This is a genomic window from Leptospira gomenensis, assembly GCF_004770155.1.
Classification (GTDB): Bacteria; Spirochaetota; Leptospiria; order Leptospirales; family Leptospiraceae; genus Leptospira; species Leptospira gomenensis.
Map to the genome: position 1 here is coordinate 145486 of NZ_RQFA01000073.1, position 19515 is coordinate 165000.

The 19515-nt window shown below is 46.7% G+C and carries 22 protein-coding genes (1 of these 22 only partly in view); 16 read left to right on the forward strand and 6 right to left on the reverse strand.

The annotated features are described in order from the left end of the window. Position 1: 1 nt before the first annotated feature. The 4 genes from EHQ17_RS16930 to EHQ17_RS16940 all read left to right on the forward strand — a co-directional run bounded on the left by EHQ17_RS16930 (position 2) and on the right by EHQ17_RS16940 (position 4972). Complete coding sequence (locus EHQ17_RS16930) at positions 2-2974, forward strand: Ig-like domain-containing domain (RefSeq protein WP_135590331.1); 2973 nt, start codon at positions 2-4, stop codon at positions 2972-2974. A gap of 137 nt (positions 2975-3111) precedes the next feature. Beyond that, on the forward strand, positions 3112-3816 hold the full coding sequence (locus EHQ17_RS16935; protein WP_135590332.1) for a hypothetical protein: 705 nt from the start codon (positions 3112-3114) through the stop codon (positions 3814-3816). Then, positions 3813-3950 carry a hypothetical protein gene (locus tag EHQ17_RS19855; RefSeq protein WP_167881083.1) on the forward strand — a complete coding sequence of 46 codons (138 nt, stop codon included), beginning with the start codon at positions 3813-3815 and terminating at the stop codon, positions 3948-3950. Before EHQ17_RS16935 ends, EHQ17_RS19855 begins: the two co-directional genes overlap by 4 nt. A 134-nt stretch (positions 3951-4084) precedes the next feature. Further along, complete coding sequence (locus tag EHQ17_RS16940) at positions 4085-4972, forward strand: hypothetical protein (protein ID WP_135590333.1); 888 nt, start codon at positions 4085-4087, stop codon at positions 4970-4972. A 118-nt stretch (positions 4973-5090) separates the two neighbouring features. On the opposite strand, the gene EHQ17_RS16945 is transcribed toward EHQ17_RS16940, so the two are convergent. The 3 genes from EHQ17_RS16945 to EHQ17_RS16955 form a co-directional block, all read right to left on the reverse strand. Then, entirely contained in the window at positions 5091-5531 is a 441-nt protein-coding gene (locus EHQ17_RS16945; RefSeq protein ID WP_135590334.1) for a DUF1761 domain-containing protein, read from the reverse strand. Between the two features lie 194 nt (positions 5532-5725). After that, positions 5726-6457, reverse strand: a complete 732-nt coding sequence (locus EHQ17_RS16950; protein ID WP_135590335.1) for a FecR family protein — start codon at positions 6455-6457, stop codon at positions 5726-5728. 14 nt (positions 6458-6471) lie between these two features. Beyond that, positions 6472-7944 carry a hypothetical protein gene (locus tag EHQ17_RS16955; protein WP_135590336.1) on the reverse strand — a complete coding sequence of 491 codons (1473 nt, stop codon included), beginning with the start codon at positions 7942-7944 and terminating at the stop codon, positions 6472-6474. 229 nt (positions 7945-8173) lie between these two features. Between EHQ17_RS16955 and EHQ17_RS16960 the strand changes: the two genes are divergently transcribed. Together EHQ17_RS16960 and EHQ17_RS16965 are read left to right on the forward strand one after the other, a co-directional pair. Beyond that, positions 8174-9229: a sensor histidine kinase gene (locus EHQ17_RS16960; RefSeq protein ID WP_135590337.1), complete on the forward strand. Its 1056-nt coding sequence runs from the start codon at positions 8174-8176 to the stop codon at positions 9227-9229. Next, entirely contained in the window at positions 9226-9960 is a 735-nt protein-coding gene (locus EHQ17_RS16965; RefSeq protein ID WP_135590338.1) for a LytR/AlgR family response regulator transcription factor, read from the forward strand. The genes EHQ17_RS16960 and EHQ17_RS16965 overlap by 4 nt, the downstream gene beginning before the upstream one ends. Position 9961: 1 nt before the next feature. Here the strand turns inward: EHQ17_RS16965 and corA are convergent, their stop codons facing one another. From corA to EHQ17_RS16980, 3 genes are all read right to left on the reverse strand, one after another. After that, a complete protein-coding gene (gene corA / locus EHQ17_RS16970) occupies positions 9962-10981 on the reverse strand; it encodes a magnesium/cobalt transporter CorA (protein ID WP_135590339.1) in 1020 nt (339 codons plus the stop codon). Between the two features lie 779 nt (positions 10982-11760). Next, positions 11761-12315 carry a TetR/AcrR family transcriptional regulator gene (locus EHQ17_RS16975; RefSeq protein ID WP_135590340.1) on the reverse strand — a complete coding sequence of 185 codons (555 nt, stop codon included), beginning with the start codon at positions 12313-12315 and terminating at the stop codon, positions 11761-11763. Positions 12316-12324: 9 nt separating this feature from the next. After that, positions 12325-13128, reverse strand: coding sequence for an HpcH/HpaI aldolase family protein (locus EHQ17_RS16980; RefSeq protein WP_135590341.1), 804 nt, complete (start codon positions 13126-13128; stop codon positions 12325-12327). A gap of 86 nt (positions 13129-13214) precedes the next feature. On the opposite strand from EHQ17_RS16980, the gene lepB reads away from it, so the two are divergent. The 10 genes from lepB to atpA all read left to right on the forward strand — a co-directional run. Continuing rightward, positions 13215-14216 (forward strand): signal peptidase I, encoded by a 1002-nt coding sequence (gene lepB, locus EHQ17_RS16985; RefSeq protein WP_135590342.1) that lies wholly within the window; start codon positions 13215-13217, stop codon positions 14214-14216. A gap of 4 nt (positions 14217-14220) precedes the next feature. Continuing rightward, positions 14221-14478 (forward strand): AtpZ/AtpI family protein, encoded by a 258-nt coding sequence (locus tag EHQ17_RS16990; RefSeq protein ID WP_135590343.1) that lies wholly within the window; start codon positions 14221-14223, stop codon positions 14476-14478. Positions 14479-14892: 414 nt separating this feature from the next. Then, positions 14893-15660 (forward strand): TPR end-of-group domain-containing protein, encoded by a 768-nt coding sequence (locus EHQ17_RS16995; RefSeq protein WP_135590344.1) that lies wholly within the window; start codon positions 14893-14895, stop codon positions 15658-15660. A gap of 238 nt (positions 15661-15898) precedes the next feature. Further along, positions 15899-16234 (forward strand): hypothetical protein, encoded by a 336-nt coding sequence (locus EHQ17_RS17000; protein WP_135736215.1) that lies wholly within the window; start codon positions 15899-15901, stop codon positions 16232-16234. A gap of 12 nt (positions 16235-16246) precedes the next feature. Then, a complete protein-coding gene (locus tag EHQ17_RS17005) occupies positions 16247-16576 on the forward strand; it encodes a hypothetical protein (RefSeq protein WP_135590345.1) in 330 nt (109 codons plus the stop codon). A gap of 98 nt (positions 16577-16674) precedes the next feature. Further along, entirely contained in the window at positions 16675-17847 is a 1173-nt protein-coding gene (atpB, locus tag EHQ17_RS17010; protein WP_135590346.1) for a F0F1 ATP synthase subunit A, read from the forward strand. 40 nt (positions 17848-17887) lie between these two features. Beyond that, complete coding sequence (locus EHQ17_RS17015; RefSeq protein ID WP_135590347.1) at positions 17888-18187, forward strand: ATP synthase F0 subunit C; 300 nt, start codon at positions 17888-17890, stop codon at positions 18185-18187. Positions 18188-18190: 3 nt separating this feature from the next. Continuing rightward, positions 18191-18712, forward strand: coding sequence for a F0F1 ATP synthase subunit B (locus tag EHQ17_RS17020; protein WP_135590348.1), 522 nt, complete (start codon positions 18191-18193; stop codon positions 18710-18712). Between the two features lie 4 nt (positions 18713-18716). After that, positions 18717-19277 carry an ATP synthase F1 subunit delta gene (atpH, locus tag EHQ17_RS17025; RefSeq protein ID WP_135590349.1) on the forward strand — a complete coding sequence of 187 codons (561 nt, stop codon included), beginning with the start codon at positions 18717-18719 and terminating at the stop codon, positions 19275-19277. After that, a protein-coding gene (gene atpA, locus EHQ17_RS17030) for a F0F1 ATP synthase subunit alpha (RefSeq protein ID WP_135590350.1) crosses the window boundary here: on the forward strand, positions 19267-19515 show its start. The gene runs 1263 nt beyond the window's last position; only the first 249 of its 1512 coding nucleotides appear in the window; the start codon lies at positions 19267-19269; its stop codon lies off the right edge, out of view. The genes atpH and atpA overlap by 11 nt, the downstream gene beginning before the upstream one ends.

Here is a 19515-nt window from a genome sequence, read left to right on the forward strand (position 1 = left end):
TATGAATCAGAGATATAAAGTCTTTGCGGGAATCCTGGCGGTTTCGATTTTTTTCGGAGCTTGTTCCTCCGATAAAAAAGACGGCTCCCCCCTTAATAGCGTCCTTTCCCTTTTCGGAATAGCGACCGAGACTTCGGTTTCGACTAACGTGGTCGCTCCTTACACGGAAACGGACACGCCGGTCAGTCTTCCCGCGGATTTCGGCCAAGCCGCTCCCGAGGCGATTCTATTTATCTCTTCTACGAGCGACGTGGACCGGTATAAAAGTATCGAAATCAGATTCTCCCAACCGATGAACAAGGCTTCTGTGGAAGCTGATTTTCTTTTGGCCCCGAGCGCCGGAACCCTTCCCGGTCCGGGCAAAGGAGGAACCTTCTACTGGGCCTCCAGCTCGCGTTTGGTTTTTGATCCGTATCGCGAATTCAAAACGAACGAACAATATACGTTCTCCCTTACGAACTCTTCCAAAACGGTGGACGGTCAGGATCTTACGAGTTATACGCAGAGTTTTACCACAGAGCCGGATTATTCGATGACGAACAAAATCAACACGACGAATACGTTAGGCGGAACAGGAGATATCACTTTTAATAAGGCGACCAACCCCGTGTTGACCCTAACTTCAACGTTCAACCAACCGGTAAACGGAACCAACTCGATCCAATCCGTCGTGCTCAAACATATGGGGGAAACGAGTTCCAGCGGAATCGATATCTGCTCCTCCCCTTGCGACATGACCGCGCCGATCACCACAAATCTCTCCGCTTCCGCCATTCCTCCCTTTATAGGCGGGAACGTTTACTTTTACGAAATCACGACCACAACCGGCAAAACCTTTAAGAGGTTTGCAACATTCAATTACGGTAATGTAAATTCTTCGCCTAACAATCCTATCGTAAACGGAGGATCGCTCATTCTGGATCAGGCTCAAGCGATGCCTTTTTTGTCCAAGGTATTGGAGCGTTTTACCGCGGGAAATTTCAAGGTGAACTCGAAGACGTTTAATCAGTTTGCGGATGCTCCGAAAACCTCGGCGAGGAGAAGCGGTTTCTGTATCGACTACAACGGGATCGGTTCCTTCTCCATGCCGCAGTACATCCGCAATTACGGGGATGCCGCCAGCGGTTTCGGAGACGGTTACTGCGGCGGAGCAGGCGACAATCCGGGCGGTTTCACGGAGGAAGGTTGTGCTACCGTCGTTTTCGTGACGGACTGTACCGATTTCGATATAGACGTTTATATCGTCGGGATCAACGTTTATACGAATGTCGCCGGTTTTCCCGGACTTAAAAACATAGGCGTTACGATGACGGCTAACGCGACGGGAGAACTCGGATTCAACTTCAAAGGAAAAACTCTCGCGGTGGATATGTTGATGGTCGCGAAGAGCAGAGGATCGTTGTTTCTCGTGATCGGGTCCGGCAACAGATTCGTATTTTCCACGACCGCATACTTGAATTATAACGACTCTCCTCCGTCGGATCGTTCCACGACCGGAAAAGCCAGTCTTACCGTTGACGGAAACGGAGACGCTTCGCTTAACATTTTTACCCCGATCACTAATTTAGCGAATTTTAATACTACTGAATGGTCGAATAATCTGACCGTTAAGGATAGGACGGGGCGGGTGAATTCCGTTTATCTGGAAGCGACGACGAGCGGTATCGCGGATTGGTTGTCCGGAACCACGGAAAGCGCCGCCAACGGTATGGTGCCTACGCTTACTCCTCTGATCACTCGTTCGATGCTCAGGAACTTTATCGAGGACGTGGCTCCTTCCGTTTTGAATTCGATCATCGGATCCTTGAAAAATCCGGGTGTGAACATCGCCTTACCTTCGTATCTTCCCGCTCCTCTCGCGAATTTCGCTTTGAACGTAAAGATACAGTTGGGAGCCGATTCGCAAGTGCGCGTCACCGGAGCCAATAAAGGTTTGGTTGGTTCGATCGATTTGGGAATTTCCGCGGCGAACCCGATCGGTTCTCCTAGAACGCATCAACTCGCGAACGGCTTTGTCGTAACCAAACCGGCGGGAGCGATGAGTAATACGTTTCAATTTTCGAAGAGCAGCGCCAATCCTGGGCTTTTACTTTCTCTTACCGCGGATAGTATCACACAAGCGGCGTATCATCTGTGGAAGAACAGAGCGTTGGATCTCAGCATCGATAAGAATTTCATCGATACGATCAAACAATACGCGGGAAGCGATCCGCTTTTTCAGTTGACCGAATCCTTGATCAAGGTTTCTCCGATCGTGAATATTCTCGCTCCCGGTAGATCTTCTTTGATTGGAATCGATCCAGTGACGAATTCGATCGTTCCGGCAATCAACGGAACCGACGACATAATCATACAAGTAAGTCCGATCCACGCGCCCAACGGAACCTTAAAGCCCGTTACAGGAACCGCCAAACCGAAGTTAGAGGTCAACTTCACCGATATTCAACTTTCGATCTTAGGCAAACGGGCGGACAATTCCACGTATTTGATCAGCACCGCGAGGGCGAGTTTGAAAGGAGTCGCCGATTTCGATTTCGTTACCTTTTCCAATCCTACGAATAACCCCGCTTATGCGAACTTGAACGCGTTGCAGATAAAAATATCCAACGGTTCCTCGCTTTCGTACACGTTGGATATTCTGGAAGGATCTTCCGGAGTCGGTGCGCCGAATCCTTTCGGATTGGATCCTAAGGGAATCTTATCCGTAGTGGATCCTTTGGTGCCATCGTTGATCGTTCCTCTCGTCAATAACATATTGAAGGAAGTTCCTCTTCCCGCCAGCATCGCATTGCCCGCGCTAACACATCCGGTCAACGGAACTTCTTGCGGAATCATTACCAAAACGACACATTCCTATCTTTATACGCTTCCCAGCTCGGATTCGGAGGCGTATCCGTACGTTTTCGGAGGGCTTCGTATGACCGTCGGCGGACCGGCCGAAGCCGATCCGGGTGTTCTGGTTACTTGTCCGTAGACGTATTTAGTCGATATGCGGTTAAACGGGCCAGCGTTTAAAATAATATCTTAATTTTGTCATATTTGGAAATATTTTATTGATTTGTATTTTTTCCGATGTAAAATCTGCGAAATCCAATTTCGAGAGGAGTTCATATGAACGATTTACGATCGGAGTTTTCCGAAAAACAAAAAATCGAATTGGAAAAACGTTTAGAGCTGAAAAATCTTTTCATCGATAAGATTTTTCTAGGACTCATCCTGACGGTTCTCGGAGGGTTGGGCGAAGTATATCTGGAAAAAATCAGGGAAGCGGATGCCGCAAATCAGAAGTGGTTGGAATATCACTATGAACTGATCAAAACGAACAAAAACCAATATTACGATTTAGACGCGGAATTGCAGGGAATTTTAAATTTGAATCGCCGATCGAATCCTGGTGAAAGAAAAATTAAACTTTCTGAATATAAGAAAAAAATAGATTCGTTCACGATTTCCGTAAATCAAAACCCGCTGACTGGAAGAGAGGAAGAAAAAACGATCCAGGCGATTCTAATCCTGCACAATCGTTATTATTTAGATCTTGCGATGGAATACGTCGATTATTGCAACGACGAAAACGTCGATCCCGATCTTCAGGGCCGATGTACCGCGCTTCGTTTGTTGCCGGGGGTTCTCGCCGATAACTTCAAAGCCGCCATAAAGAAGAGCGTAAAAATTAAAGAGGATCGAGACGGTTCCGAATTCAAGATCAGAGGGATCGACTACTTGATTTTCGCCGATCAAGAAAAAATTTCCGATTACGTTGAAACGACCGTCTCCGACTTTGCCGATTATCTAAAAAAAAGGAAACAAATATGAAACCGAAGATCCTGTATTTCGTAGTTGTACTCGTGTCCGTTTTGTTAAGCGAAACCTTATTTTCGCACGCGACCCAGTGTCATCCCTCCTGTGTTTGCGGATGTGTAGCCGCAGGATGTAAGCCGTGCGGTTGAAGAGGGCGTTTTTACGTATTTCGATTGCGATCATTACTTTTTTTTTCTCCGTATTCGTTTTCGGAAACGAAACAGAAATTCAGAAGAACCCGTCTCAGGGATCGGAGCCGGACCTTGAAACCCGCATCTATCGAATGATCGGAGAAGTATACCGACTCAACGATACCTCCGGCGCCAAGTTTTCGGAAGCAGCGTTGAAAAAACAAATCGTACTTTCCGCCAACGACGAAGTGTGTTTGGCGAGAATGGATTTCACGGGGGAAACGAGTCGTCTTGAATATCACGGAAAATTGGCCGCGTTAGACGACAACGCCTTGCGTCTGATCGTTTGGCACGAATACGCCCACGTATTCAATCGCAACAACGACTTGTTGGATCCGATGGCGATGGAGGATTTCGCGGACGATCAATCGATCAATTGGTTATTGAACTCCGATGTCTGGAAAATTTCCGGCGAAACAGAATTGCAAAAAGAATTGGATTTTATTTGGAGAATTTCCGGCGACATCGGTGAACGTTGTGTTTTGCCTAAATACAGAAAGGCTGCGATGTTGACGACTTGGAGGACGAATTCGGATCTCAAATCGGATTCGATGATGATCGTAAAAAAGATACGCGATCATTCGGCGATTCGACCCGGATATTTGGGTTACGTCGATTACGTACAAAAGTTGCCTCGAACCAAATTCGTTACCCACGTCGCTCAGTTCTCGAAACGCGGAGCCCAACTGGTCGAAAATACTTACTTTGCGGATTCCAAGAATAATCTCTTTTATTTCTGGAAAGGTGCGGTCGTCCAAGTGGGAAGGATCCTGCTCAAGGACGCGAAGCCGTTTAAGATCGTAGTTTTACAGAATTTACAGAACGTAACGTTCTCTTTGGTGCAAATATCCGGTCCGAACGGAAGCGTCCGATACGATATACAAAGTATCAACGGAACCGATGTCGGTTTATTGATTCCTCTCAAAGACAGGGAAACGTCCCGAACGAAATTTTTAGACTATGCTGCTTCGTTCCGGTGATATTAATAGTTTAATATATTATGAAATATGAATTCGATTAGAAAGTATGAACCGCCGCCTACCACCGATTGTTTCGGAGGAATTCAGCGGGGTTCGTTCTGGGTATAGTGTAACGTTTTTATCTCCAATAGGAAACGATCATCGATACCACTTGGAGAGAAACGAAATTGTAAGCCGCGTTGATTCCGAACAGTTTCCAAGTCTTTTTCTCGAAGGCCACGTTGTTTAAGAGAAGCGGAACGTAAAAGCCGATCCAAGTGTAAAATCCGGAAAAAAATCCGTATATCCAAGCCGGACGATCTTCGCCTACGTGCCACACGGACGCCCTCCATATATTGGTGGTATAGGAAAGAACGTAGGCAGTCAAAAAGGAACCGATCACCATCAATCCCATCGAGATGAACATTTCTTTCCGTTCCGGTTGGAAATCCTCTTTATAACCCATTTCATTAGCCCAGGCTTTTCCAAAAAGCGGACCGTACCATAAGAAACCGATGACGAAGTTTGCCACCACACCCGAGAGTATGGCCAGGTAGTTGGCGTGAATTTCCGGCTGCATAATTGACTCCTATTTAGTGAGAGAACTTTTGATAACCATACGACGGATCCGTGTCAAGCGATTCTAAAACCAGATATTCAAGGATCGTTACAAAACTCTTCTACGGTCGAGAACGAAGGGCATGTGAATGGCCTACGAAAAAAGCCCGGCTAAAAAACCGGGTTTCGTTCGAGACGTGTGCCTAAGTTAAGAAATTATTGCTTACCGTATGTCTCGTCTTTGAGAACGTCGTTAGGCGGAGTCCAACCCTCGGGTGTGTGGCAAGAAAGACAGTTTTTCAAGGAGACGTTCTTTTTTAATCTCGCCTCGAATCCGGAAAGGGATTTCAACTTTTTGATGACTCCCTCGTATTCCACTTTTTTCATTTCCGGATCCTTTCCAGAAATCATGGTTCCTTTTCCTTTTTCCTGAAGCACTTCTTTGCCTTCGGAATCGGATACCGCGACCTTTCCTTCGCAAGTGCAAAAAGATGCGTCTTTGGTTTTAGGATCGAATAGGACGGAGAAGGAAGTTCCTCTTACGCCTGCGGTAGAAGTCGCGGTCGCAACGTTGAATTGTCTTCCCTTTAATCCGACTATCTTAAACCAAGCGAAACCCTGATTCACCTCCACCTTTCCGTCCTTGGTTTCTCCGTGTAGGCTCGCGAGTTTGACTTTACTGTTTTGCTGAATTTTGAATTCGGAACCCTTATACAAAACGGTCAATCTGGAGCCGTTTCCGGTCGAGATCGTGTCTCCTTCGTCCACGAAGTCGTTCGCCTTTAAGTTTTCCCAGGCGGTTTTTCCCGCTTTTTGAACATGAGCTTTTCCTAATAAGAATCCTACCTTTGCATCCCCGGTCTTCGATTCCTGACTCAGGAGTACGATCGAACTTCCCGTCATCACGAGGGAAACGAGTATCGATACTATCTTCATCCTTTGGTTCATAATAATCTCCTAATTTAAAACTCTATTGTAGTCTTCAGAATGATCTGTCTATCCAGCGAAGAAAAGGAAACGATTCCCGGTCCTCCGACGTTAAACTGATTCATGTATTCCTTTTCCGTTCTTTCGTTTCCGTTTAGGTCTATATAAACGTTCTGTGCGATGCCGTTCGAATCGTAGTTTTTGTTTTCCACGTATCCCAGTGCCATTTTGAATTGTGGTATCACTATCCATTCCATAAAGACGCTGATTCTCCGGAACGAACTTTTACTCGAATAACCGCCGTTAGCCGTTTCTGGAAATGTGCTCCGGATCGGAGCGGGAATCGTTTCGTTCGAAATCGGCACACCCATTCCCGGGATGAACTCGTTTTGTTGAGTTTCGGTGGTTCCTACGATCCCGTTGCTTCCGGTGCCGCGTTCGATTCTACCGAGAAGGCTGAAATCTCCGATTCCCGCCGAAAACCACGCGTAGGCCCCTCTTCCGAAACGGTCCTTTCCATAAGCGAGTGGAGCCGAGACCGGTTGGAAACGGTCGCGCAATTCGGATCCGTACTGTCTTTTAAAGAAGGCGCCCAACCCGAAATTCCATTTGACGGTTCCGTTCCAGATGAAGTTGACCTCGGAGCCGGCCGTGTCGGATTGTAGGGAACGATTGCTTTTGTAGAGGCTCGTGTTCGGATTTAGATCGTTCGGTAAACAGTTTACCTTGCCTTCGAAACATTCGTTTTTTTTGGCTCCGAAAGCGTTTTCACTTCTATAAAAAAGGTGGAATCCGCCTTTCGCTTTTTCGCCTAACTCCGGTTCGACGGATAATCTCGAAGAGACGTCCATTCCCGCCGAATTGGTGTTTTGCGATTCCTTATATCCTTCGCCGTTGCTTGCCATAAGTTGCGCGCTTAGGATCGACCATTTTCCGGTGGCGCTGAGACCTATATCCGCGGGTTGCGGGGAAAATCCGAGCGCTTCGAGCGGGCCTCGGTCTATGTATCTCCATTTCCAGTAGTTACTCCATTGAGTATACGTATGCGGAAGTTCCTGCATTCCGAAGTTGAGGGTATAATTTCCGTACGAGGTTTCCCACGTTTTTTTAATACTAGCGCGGCGAATGCTGACGACGTAGGGATTCTGTTTCGTTCCTCCGTCCACTCGTGTATCCGCTGTTAGCTGAACGTTTCTGACCAATTCACCCCAAAGTTCGGTTTGAATCCCGGTTTCTTGAAACGTTTTAGAGATCATCAATAGGGTCCAGGGAGTGGAAAACCCCACCCGATCGTTGGGATTGAGATAGGGGTTGGCGCCGGTATTGGCCGTCCCCGTCGAATCGTTGTTCAACTTTTCACCGTAAGACGGGGAAATCACCCCTCGTATGTCCAGACCGTAGTATGCGTCGGGCTCGTCTTTCTTAGTAGTAACGATGGATTCAGCGTTCATGGTTTGGGCCAGAAATAAGGACAATAACGAAATGAATAATGTATTACTAGTTTTCATGTTTCCCCTGAACAGTTATTAGCGGGGAAAAAGTTATTTCCGTCAATTTTTTCTGCAAATTCCTCTCGCTTCTTTCCTCTTAAAAAAAAAGATCCAAGGCAATCCTTTTCCGTAAAAAGGAGCCTCTTAGGAAACAAACGTCCGTTTTTGGGGAATTAAAGCGACAAATCCTGAATGACGGATTTTAAAATACGAGTTCAATAGACATTATAAGTAGGTAAAATAGATCATGAATTCCGGTCGCCGCATCCGTTGGTTTAAACTATTCTTCTGGTTCTCCATCAATACAGTGATCGGAACGATGAATGCGTTGTTGATCGCCCATAATTCGAATTCCCCTTTTTGGAAAGTATTTCTCGCCACGCAGATCACGACTCATTCCGTTTGTGGAATCGTGGAGATGACCGTCGAATCTCTCAACTCCACGGGACAAAAACACGGTTTTATAAAGTCGGGTTTTATCCTTTTTTTGGCTTCGATTTTTGCCGCGATCGTCGGAGTCGCCGCCGGCGGGATTCTGCACGCGATCGCGCTTACGGGGGATTCTCCCGAACGACAGCACGGGGGTTCTTATAATATTCTGCTGAGTTCCTTGATCCTCGCCCTTTTTATCTCGGTGTTGGAGAAGTCGATGCAGATTCTGATCGAAAAGAAAAAAGAATCGGAGATCGCGCTTAAGGACCTTCATTACGCCGCTTTACAATCGCGGATGGATCCTCATTATCTATTCAATACTTTGAATACGATTCACGCGCTTTTGGAGACGGATCCTTCGGGCGCAGACAGGGCTTTACTACTTTTGTCCGATTCCTACCGCTTTTTAACGGAACGTCACTCCGAACGTCTCGTTTCGTTCCGCGAAGAATGGGAGTTTACGAAGAATTATCTCGAACTTCAGAAGATCCGCTTCGCCGACTTCATGGAGTTGAAGATGGAGAGTAGGGGGGATTTTTCCGGGATTTCGATTCCTCCCCTCTCCATTCAACCGTTGGTGGAAAATAGTTTTAAACATTCGGTGGGTTCGGAAAACGTTCTTAGGAAGATCAAGGTTAGCGCGGAAATCGTAAATCGAAAAATTAGGATCTGCGTGGAGGACAACGGAACCATCTCTACGATGAGAAGGGAATATTCTGGAATCAACGGCGCAGGTTTCGGCTTGCAGGCGATTCGGAGCACTCTCAGAAATATCCAGGCGAGATTGGATTATAATTTCGGGGACGCTATGTTGAAGTTGGAGGAAGGTGAATCGGGAGGGACCACGGTCCTTTTGGAATATTCTATATGATGGATTTAACATATTCAGTTTTAATCATAGAAGACGAAGTCCCCGCGCGCGAGCTTTTGCGTAAATATCTGGGCGATTGGCCCAGCTTCAAGATCGAGGCGGTCGCGGGAAACGGAAGGCAGGCCCTGGAAATCCTGGATCGGAAAAGTTTCGATCTCGTTTTTCTGGACGTAAATCTTCCCGAAAAAACGGGGATCCAGGTTTTGGAAGAAAAGGGAAAACCCGCTCCCGCCTTGGTTTTCACCACCGCATATCGAGATCATGCGTTACGCGCCTTTGAGGCCGGGGCTTTGGATTATCTTTTGAAACCGTATTCCAGGGAGCGTTTTCGAGAAGCGATGACGAGGGTCGAGGAATTTCTCTCAGTTCGTAAAAAGGGAAAAAACGGAGAAGCGTTCTTATTTTTTCGTGAGTCGGGTATTCTTCATAGGATTTCTCTTTCTAAACTCTTATATCTGACCGCTAACGGTAAAAAGTGTATTCTTCATAGTACCGAAAAGGATCACGAAACTCCTAAACTTCTCGGAGATATGGAAGCCGAACTACCCGCGGACCGTTTCGTGCGGATTCATAAAAAGTATATTCTAAATTTGGAATATATTTCGGGGATGAAGTCGAATGCCGGCGGCGGATACGAGGTCTTTTTGAACGACGACGACGAGACGGTTTTGCCCGTCGGTAGGGAATACGTTTCCAACTTGAAGGGTCGTTTTAGGGAAGGGGCGATCTGACTTAATCCTTGAACCAATGTTTTTTTCGGAACCAGTAGATCATTCCCGGAGGAATCAGGGACGCTATCGTGATCGTGGTCAAAAGGAAGGGTAGACTATCATACGGTATGGCGGTAAAGTTCATTCCGAAAAATCCGGTTAGGAACGTAAGCGGCATGAAAATCAAACTGATCAAGGTCAGACGTTTGACCACGTCGTTGGTCCTCTGAGAGATCACGGAAAAATACGCGTCCATCGTGTTCCCCAATAGATCACGGTCCATGTCGATCGTTTCGTACAATCGATTGAGGTGATCGTATACGTCCCTGAAATACAATTGGATCTTGGGGCTTAGATAATTTCCGTCCCTTCGTATGAGTATGTTTACGATTTCTCTTTGTGGAGACAACGTCCTTCTCATTCTCGTAAGGTTTCGTTTTAGATATAGGATCCCTGCGATCGTTTGTTGACTGTCTTGGTTGACGAGGATTTGAGTTTCCGTTTTTACGATCTCCTCGCTCATCTTATCCAGGATCGGGAAGTTGGAATCGACCGTGTGATCGAACAGAAGATAAAGTATTTGATCCGTTCCGCGAGAAAGCGGATTTCCCTGTGTCATACAACGTGCCCTTAGTTGCTCGATCAAGGGTTCCTCTTTTTGATGAACTGTTACGATGAATTTTTCGTTATAGAATAGGTGGATTTCGTTACTTCTTAGGATCTTTTTTTCGACGTCGTAGTTGAATCGATGTAAGACGATAAAGATATAGGATCCGTATTCGTCGAGTTTCGGTCTTTGGTTTTTGTTGATACAATCTTCGATGGCTAAGGGATGGAAATTACATTCTCGGGCAAGAAAGTCCAAGTCTTCTCCGTCGGTGGAATCGAGGTCGATCCAGACCAGTCCTTTGGAACAGAGCCATTCCAGTTCGGGAACACCGGGAGGTTTTTCTTCGATTTTGACGAAGTTTTGACAGGCGGCGGCTACAGATTTCTCCCGATCGTTTTCCGGAAAAATTTCCGTATATAGAATTCTTTTCAATCGATGCTCCGATCGTTGAAACTACGCGGGAAAGATTCTCTGGCAAGAAGTTTACCGATGAATCTTAGGCGGCTCCCGATGAATTTTGTCGGAGTCAATCGTTTTTGATCGACGGTTCGTAGGAATTCCTATCATGGAACGAGATCTGCGCGCCGCTCACACACCGCCGTGCTTTGTCGGTGAAACTTTCGTGGGAACTCACACGCCGCCGTGCTTTGTCGTTGAAACTTTCGTGGGAACTCACACGCTGCTGTGCTTTGTCGGTGAAACTTTCGTGGGAACTCACACGTCCGCTGTGTTTTGTCGTTGAAACTTTCGTGGGAACTCACACGCCGCTGTGTTTTGTCGGTAAAACTTTCGTGGGAACTCACACACCGCTGTGCTTTGTCGGACGGATCAGCCTTGTTTCGGGTCGCTCTTCTTGTCTTCGCCAAGAGTCAACGGCGACGCTCCGCTGCCTTTTGACTAACTCGCTCCCTACGGGTCGCTCTTCTTGTCTTCGCCAAGAGTCAACGGCGACGCTCCGCTGCCTTTTGACTAACTCGCTCCCTACGGGTCGCTCTTCTTGTCTTCGCCAAGAGTCAACGGCGACGCTCCGCTGCCTTTTGACTAACTCGCTCCCTACGGGTCGCTCTTCTTGTCTTCGCCAAGAGTCAACGGCGACGCTCCGCTGCCTTTTGACTAACTCGCTCCCTACGGGTCGCTCTTCTTGTCTTCGCCAAGAGTCAACGGCGACGCTCCGCTGCCTTTTGACTAACTCGCTCCCTACGGGTCGCTCGTTATGTATTTTTCAGAGTATAAACGAGGAAGTTTTTGAAGTCGTCCAGGGTGAATTCCTTTTTGTTCGTCAGGTAGTTGATCATATAACCGATCGTAGTCGAGGCGAGGTTTTTGATTTCGAATTCACCGTAGTTCGGTTTGATCACCCGGATCGTCTTTTTAGAAGTTTCAAAAAAGATCATATTCACCAAATGGATGTTTCTTCGTTTGAGCCTATGGATTTTAGGTTGGAGCATCAGATTCCAATAAAGGCGAAGGTAATCCTCGTTCTCCTTTACCAGAGAAATAATACTTTCGGAAACCAAGGTAATGAGGTCTTCGCGACTTCCCGGATTGGCCACTACTTCGTCGGGAATATAACGCTTTAGAATTTTATCATGTGATTCTATGATTCCCTCTAAAATGGATTCCTTAGAATCGAAATACCGATAGGCTAAACCGAGCGATAAACCCGCCTTAGACGCGATCTGACGCATCGTGGTCCCGTGATATCCCTGTTCCGAAAAAAGTTTGAGGGAAGTTTTAAGGATTAAATCCCTAGTGTCTTTCGCCATTCGTATCGATCAACGGATCGAATAGAGGACCTTTCTCGCTCCGATTCTCTCCCGATTGGTTTCGATCCTATTCTTATAAGAGAAGGCCTTTTCGGGTTTTAAAACGGAGAATAGATCGTAGAGTTCGATCTCGAAAAAGAGCATCGCCTCCGCCACTTCTTCCGGATTTTTTTTCATAGAATCGGCAACGTGAACGACTACGTGCCTCGAATTGATCAGATCGGGAGTGATCGATTCCGCGATTTTCCTAAAATTCGATTTTGTGATCGTTCCTCCGACCGAGGTGCGTTTTCCCCTTTCTCGGGAAAGATGAATGATATTTTTCGTCACCCGCATCACCTCGTCGTCGTCCGGAATCATTCCCATAGAAGAAGAAAGATCCGATCTTGCCGCTGTAACTTGGTCCAAATCCTCAAAAGGCCGTGAATCGGCGATTTCGATCAGATTTTTATAACCGGTGATCGTTTCCAAATTGATGGATTTGGAAATTTTTCCGTAGTGGACCGGGGTAAGCATACTTTTTAGAGTTTGGATAAAATTCTTCAGAGCGTAAGAAGATTCGATCATAGGGGCGCAGATCCCTTCGATTTCCTCTTTGACGAGCATTCGGATGTCCGTTCTCGCTTCCGGGCCTCCGATTTTGACCGTAACCGGAACGATGTCCTTTGCGGCCAAATGAAGAATCCGGATTTCATCCGCATCCATATCCTCCGTTTCGGTTCCGCCTTTCAATCCGCAAATCGGGTACTGGTCGGTCAGGGAAACGAGGGTTCTTCTGAGTTCGATTAGTTTACGGTCTATTTGCTCTTTCACCCTAGTAGTATCGACGGATTTGGAAAAAGCGATAGAAATTTTAAGGCTGGATTGACAGGGAATCGAAGATTCTTTTTGCTTTCCCTATGAATGTCGAACCCGAGGTAAAAACGAAGGATATTTCTTTTCGAGAGGAATCTCCCGTCAGCTCTACTTTATCCTTTCTTTTGATCGTAGTCCTGGTCTTTGCCTTTAAGTCTTCGGTTTTGGACGCGAATAACATTCCTTCCGGCTCGATGATTCCGACCTTAAAAATCGGGGACTTTCTTTTCGTTAATAAAATGCGTTATTCGATCCGGATGCCGTTTACCGAAGCGGAATTGTTCCGTATCGACGATCCGAAACGCGGTGATATCGTCACTTTTGCCCCGCCTCTTCGCGCGTTGAGCTTGGGCGACAGCAGAGACGGATTTTTCGCCAAACGATACGTAAAACGAGTCATTGGTTTACCGGGAGACACGATTCGAATCACTTCGAAATATATTTCCACCAAAAAAGGTCCCGTCAATTACTCCGTCATCGAGTACAAAGAAAAGGGATCGGCCTCATTTCAGAATTATTCCCCCGTGGAAGCGGAGGAAGGGGATCTACTCTCCGATTTGGACAATGTGTATGCTCCGACGCGGACTCTGTTCCGGGAAAAGAAACCCGGCTTCGAACATTCCGTTTTGGAAGGTTACGAGGAGGATCGCAAACGTATGGACGGTTACGAATGTAACTTTTCCATCGGGTGTGAAATTCCCGAAAACCAATATATGGTCGTCGGGGACAACCGCGATGATTCCCACGATTCCCGGGCTTGGGGTTTCGTCAAACGAGAGGATATTCTCGGGAAAGCGTTGGTCATCTATTTTTCGATCAACTGGAAGGACAACGTTTGCGAATACAAAAGTGGAAAAGAACTGGCTGAAAAAGGTCCGGACTTAGCCGAAAAATATCAGGGCGAAGAACTTGTGAAAAACTGTCATCCGACGGAGATCGGTTTTATTCGTGAGGAATCGAGGTTGGGTTGGCTGGAACGGACGGTCCGTTATCGGATTTGGAGAATGGAAATTCGCTGGAATCGGATCGGAACCGTTTTACGATAAATTTATGTCGGAGAAACGAATCGAACCGGAAGATTCCTCCGGATTTCAGAAAGATACGAAGCCGAAACCGAAGGAAGTTTCTCCGTGGGAATATGCAGGTTTAGGAATCGAGTTCGCAGTCATCGTGGTTGGGTCGGTATATTTGGGAAACTTTGTGGATGAAAAATTCCATTCCTCCCCGTTCGGGCTTTTGGTTTCTTGCCTTCTCGGGTTTTCCTACGGAATTTATTATATCATTTATCGTACGACTCTAAAACGCTGATCGACTTCTTTGAGGAGTTTTGTGTAGGAACTCATACTTGGTTGGCGAGACTTCGGTAGATACGTTTTGATCGGTTCGAACTTCCTCGTTTTCGGCCGGTGAGCGATCTTCGTGTGGGAACTCATACACGTCCGTGCGGTAAAACTTTCGTGGGAACTCACACGACTGTGTCTACGGAAGTGATCCAGACCCAGGCGATCGTTGCCGGTATGCCGAAGGTTGTAGAACTCTTGTCGAATATTCCGAAAGACGTGGGAACTCTCACACAGAAACGTATCCCAGAAGTTTCTCCGATCCGGGACAAAAAGAATGAACTAATGTTCAAAAGTGCCAAGGATCGTACGGAATCGATTTCTTCGATAAAAAAAAGGGAAAATATCGGAGTGAAACTTGTAGTAAGGATGCGATTCTTCCATGAAAAACCAAACGCTACGAATGTTTCCTACGCTTCTGCTTGGAATTTTATTTTTCTTTCATTGTTCCTTTCTACAAACGAGGGAACGGGCTGTAGAAGCATGGAGACAATCCGTTTCTCAAATAGAACGTTCCGGTGAATCTGGTTCTGCAAAACGAATCGAAGCGGAGCGAAATTTTCATTCCCAATTGGAATCGAACCGGAATTTGTCCGATGAAATCCAGGATTATCTGCGTACATTGATTCTTGTAGAGAGTTCCCGAAAGTTCAATTTTTACGTCGGTAAACAGAACTGGGAAAAAGCGGCTCTGATTGCCGAGTTGTTCGACTCATCCACAAACTATTTCGGAATTGGAGATGCGGTCGTGGAAGGCATCAAGACGGGAGTTTCCTATTCTGCTCGTGAATATTTTGCGGCGGATTTGATCGCTTACACGACACAATCCAAAGACACCCGTTTTTTACCTTTGATCGAACGTATGGTTCCGAATCCGATTAGCGATGCTCGTCTTGCGTTCAATCTTTCCTGTTTACACGCGTTGCACGGAAATAAAAAAGAAATGCTTCAGTATATGAAGATCGCGATCTTTTTGGGAAAGCCCACGGTCGATTTTGAAACCGATCAGGACTTTCATGGTTTTCGAAGTGATCCGGATTTTATTAGGACTCTTCTTTGGGGAGGCCCTGCTTTGGATCCGGCTCTGATTCCTCCAGCGACGGAAGTTCCGCGAGGGAACTCCCATCCAGGCTCGGTTCCGACACGATAACGGCGCGGCTGCGAGGTTCGATTTTTTTCGTCCTTGTTGCGCTCGAGGGAAGAGAATTCGAATCCGGAATGCGGGAACTCATACGAATTCGAAACGCGGTGGGAAACGGTCTTCTTTGATACTTTTGCGAAACCGTGGGAACTCTTACGCAGAGGACCCGACTTTCGGAGAACGAAATTCACCGATTCCTCTCCCTAAATCTTCGGCGTGGGAACTCACACACGTCCGTGCTTTGTCGGTGAAACTTTCGTGGGAACTCGCACACGTCCGTGCTTTGTCGGTAAAACTTTCGTGGGAACTCACACACGTCTGTGCTTTGACGGTGAAACTTTCGTGGGAACTCGCACACGTCCGTGCTTTGACGGTAAAACTTTCGTGGGAACTCACACGCGTCCGTGCTTTGTCGGTAAAACTTTCGTGGGAACTCACACAAAAATCCCGCTCTTCTTCAAAATCCGGACAAGAATTCCAAAATTTGAATTTTCGAATTCCCGGGAATCGAAGTTTCCTGCAAATCGTCGTAAAAAAAACGAACGCGCTTCGTAAGCCAAAAATCAAAACGGAAGCGGCGTAGGAACTCCACCCAGTGAGCATAAAAAAATATCTTTCCGGATTGGCCGTGCTGATCGTCGTGTTGGTCGGAATCGCAACCAACTATTACCCGGAAAGAAATTTCTTTCCGGGCGGAATCAGCGGGCTTCTATTGGTCGTACCGTTTTATCTTCTCAAGATCGGAGTGGTTCGAAAATTTCCCCAAAACGGAGTGAATTTTCAAATGGCCATAATTACCCTTTCGTTTATCGTAAATGGAATCGCACTTTGGAGCGCAGTTTCACAGAACGATAGTTCTGATTTTATAATTGGTTTTTTGATTGCCCATTTCAGCCATATTCTAATAGTTGTATTCGCGAGCTGAATCTTCCGGAATCGCACAAAAACAAAAGAAATCCGGAATATCCGCCAATTCTGTGCAAGCGGTTCGTAGTTCGACGATCTGCTTATTGACTCGAAAAAATGTATCTAAACCAGACTTCTTCTATGACAAAAAAGTTCATCTTCTTTGCGCTCTTAGTCGTAATTCTTCCGTTCCAAGTTTTCGCATCGGAAGAAGGTTCGCACGAGGCCTTCGATTTAAACGAGGTCATCGTTCATCACTTGATGGATAACGCGGAGTTTCCGTTTAACATCGGCGGCGTAAAAATCTACGAAGGGGAGCCAGGTTTTGCGTCCACTTCCACCGTCATTTCATCGCACGAACGGGAAATCTCGTGTGGAGAACGTCCTTGTTACGATCCTTCGACATCCGTGATTTTTACCGATCACGAAACCGGAAAGCGGTTTCACTACGTGGGCGGTTTCGATATGCACGTCACAAAACGGGTCACGATGATGTGGATCGTAGCCTTACTTCTTTTTCTCATATTTATACCTGCTGCAAAACTCATCGCAAAAGATCCTCTTCGTGTTCAGTCTCGTTTTGCGAATACGGTGGAAGTATTCGTCAACTTTCTTCGGAAAGACATTGTGGACGAGAGCATGCACGGACACGGTCACGGCTACTATCATTACATATTCTCGCTGTTTTTCTTTATCCTATTTTGTAACTTGATGGGACTCGTGCCTTCGGTAGGAGAATTGATCGTTGTCGGAAAAGACTTCGCACTTCTCGCGGGAGCAAAACTTGGAATTTATACCGCAGTTCCGGAAACTCTGGTTCATCACGCGGCGCATTCTTCCCATGAAGTTCCCTGGGTCGCCAAGGTTTGGAGCGGAATCACGGTCACCGGAGACATTTCCGTAACGATGACTCTTGCGCTCCTTACCATGGTTTTGATCTATACCGCGGGCTTTATCTACCAAGGACCGAAGTTTATCTGGCACTCGGTTCCCAACGGGGTTCCTCTGCCTCTTTATCTGATCATGTGGCCTTTGGAATTTATCGTTTCGCCGATGGCGAAAACATTCGCACTTACGGTGCGTCTTTTGGCGAACATGACCGCCGGACACGTCATCATTCTCGCATTGATGGGCTTTATCTTTCAATTTCAATCTTGGGGAATCGTTCCCGTTTCGGTGATCGGTTCGGGACTCATCTACGTCTTGGAAATCTTCGTGGCTTTCCTACAGGCGTATATTTTCGTTTTGCTCACTTCCTTATTCGTAGGATTGAGCATGCACAGGCATTGATTGTAGAATATTGCAGCAAACACAGGAGGCAATTAGCAATATGGAATTTGGATTAGGATATATCGGAGTAGGAATCGCTGCGGGAGTCGCAATTCTCGGAGCAGCGCTCGGGATCGGTAGAATCGGCGGATCCGCAACGGAAGGAATTTCAAGACAACCGGAAGCAGGCGGTAAAATTCAAACCGCGATGATCATCGCCGCGGCCCTGATCGAAGGTGCGGCACTGTTCGCTCTCGTAATCGCTTTCCAAGCTGCGGGAACTTTGAACGAAGGCGTAAAAGCAGTAGTCGCTCATCAGACGAAAGCTGCCGCTGCGGCAACCGAAGAAAAAGGAAAGTAAAACTTGGTACTCTTAGCTGCTAAGGGATTAAGCCTCCTAGATGTGAACCCGGGTCTGGTAGTCTGGACTCTGGTTACGTTTCTGGTCGTAGTCTTAGTTCTGAAAAAGTTTGCCTGGGATGTGATTCTGAAGGCGCTCGACGAAAGAGCCGAAACCGTTCAGAACGACATCAAAAAGGCCTCAGAACTCCGTTCGGAAGCGGAAGCTCTCCTAAAGGATTACGAAGCTAGGTTGAACTCCGCGAAGGATGAAGCGAACGCGATCGTAGCCGAAGCCAAATCCGATGCTTTGAAATTGAAGAACAAACTTCTCGAAGAAACGAATTCGGAAGTGAAGGCTCAGAAAGATCAGGCAGTAAAAGAGATCGAGCTCGCTAAAGCGAAGGCGCTGGAACAGCTGCAGACACAACTCGTCGATATGACGATCACCGTCGCCGGTAAGGTTCTGGAAAAACAGCTGAAGAGCGAAGACTACAAAACCTTTATCGAAACCGAACTAGATAAACTGGGAAAACTGAGCGCATAAACCAATGAACGATTCCGGTGTTTCCAAAACATACGCTTCCGCACTTTTAGGAGCAACCGCTGCTCCGGAAGAAGTGGAACAAGAACTCGGCGATTTAGTTCAGCTCCTTTTCCGAGAAGAAAAGGTCAGAAACTTTTTTCTTTCTCCTACGGTAACCGTAGAAGAAAAAGAGAACGTTCTGGGAAAAAATCTCCGCGGGAAAATTTCGGACATTACCCTAAACTTTCTCGGAGTACTTTTGAATCGGGGAAGGATCATTCATCTTCCCGAAATTCAAAAACAATTCACCGTTGAGCTGGATAAAAAGAAAGGAAGGGTTCGCGCGAAAGTAAGAAGTTATCCTTCTTTAGAACCCGCTCAAGCGGCCAAACTCGGATCCATCCTTTCCGATAAATTCAAGTCGGAATTCATTCTGGAAGTTTCGGAAGATAAATCTCTTCTGGGCGGATTCGTCGTACAATTCAACGACTTAAAAATCGAAAAGTCAATCGCTTCCCAGCTGGGGGAAATCAAGAAGTCCATGCTGGAAAAGAAATTACCGGTTGGAGCCATCTATGAAAATTAAGACAGACGAAATTACGTCCGTTCTCAAGCAGGAAATTTTAAATTATAAGAAAGATCTGGGCGTTGAAGAAGTCGGCACGGTCCTCGAGATCGGAGACGGAATCGCCCGGGTATTCGGACTCAAAAACGTGATGTCCGGAGAGATGGTGGAATTCCAAAACGGAGTTTTCGGTCAAGCGTTCAACCTGGAAGACAACTCCGTGGGTGTGGTCGTTTACGGAAACTACCTGGACATCCAG

Bases quoted from the DNA above. Each gene is read 5' to 3' on its own strand.
- EHQ17_RS16930 (WP_135590331.1), top strand. From the start codon at position 2: ATGAATCAGAGATATAAAGTCTTTGCGGGAATCCTGGCGGTTTCGATT.
- EHQ17_RS16935 (WP_135590332.1), top strand. From the start codon at position 3,112: ATGAACGATTTACGATCGGAGTTTTCCGAAAAACAAAAAATCGAATTG.
- EHQ17_RS19855 (WP_167881083.1), top strand. From the start codon at position 3,813: ATGAAACCGAAGATCCTGTATTTCGTAGTTGTACTCGTGTCCGTTTTG.
- EHQ17_RS16940 (WP_135590333.1), top strand. From the start codon at position 4,085: ATGATCGGAGAAGTATACCGACTCAACGATACCTCCGGCGCCAAGTTT.
- EHQ17_RS16945 (WP_135590334.1), bottom strand. From the start codon at position 5,531: ATGCAGCCGGAAATTCACGCCAACTACCTGGCCATACTCTCGGGTGTG.
- EHQ17_RS16950 (WP_135590335.1), bottom strand. From the start codon at position 6,457: ATGAACCAAAGGATGAAGATAGTATCGATACTCGTTTCCCTCGTGATG.
- EHQ17_RS16955 (WP_135590336.1), bottom strand. From the start codon at position 7,944: ATGAAAACTAGTAATACATTATTCATTTCGTTATTGTCCTTATTTCTG.
- EHQ17_RS16960 (WP_135590337.1), top strand. From the start codon at position 8,174: ATGAATTCCGGTCGCCGCATCCGTTGGTTTAAACTATTCTTCTGGTTC.
- EHQ17_RS16965 (WP_135590338.1), top strand. From the start codon at position 9,226: ATGATGGATTTAACATATTCAGTTTTAATCATAGAAGACGAAGTCCCC.
- EHQ17_RS16975 (WP_135590340.1), bottom strand. From the start codon at position 12,315: ATGGCGAAAGACACTAGGGATTTAATCCTTAAAACTTCCCTCAAACTT.
- lepB (WP_135590342.1), top strand. From the start codon at position 13,215: ATGAATGTCGAACCCGAGGTAAAAACGAAGGATATTTCTTTTCGAGAG.
- EHQ17_RS16990 (WP_135590343.1), top strand. From the start codon at position 14,221: ATGTCGGAGAAACGAATCGAACCGGAAGATTCCTCCGGATTTCAGAAA.
- EHQ17_RS16995 (WP_135590344.1), top strand. From the start codon at position 14,893: ATGAAAAACCAAACGCTACGAATGTTTCCTACGCTTCTGCTTGGAATT.
- atpB (WP_135590346.1), top strand. From the start codon at position 16,675: ATGTATCTAAACCAGACTTCTTCTATGACAAAAAAGTTCATCTTCTTT.
- EHQ17_RS17015 (WP_135590347.1), top strand. From the start codon at position 17,888: ATGGAATTTGGATTAGGATATATCGGAGTAGGAATCGCTGCGGGAGTC.
- atpH (WP_135590349.1), top strand. From the start codon at position 18,717: ATGAACGATTCCGGTGTTTCCAAAACATACGCTTCCGCACTTTTAGGA.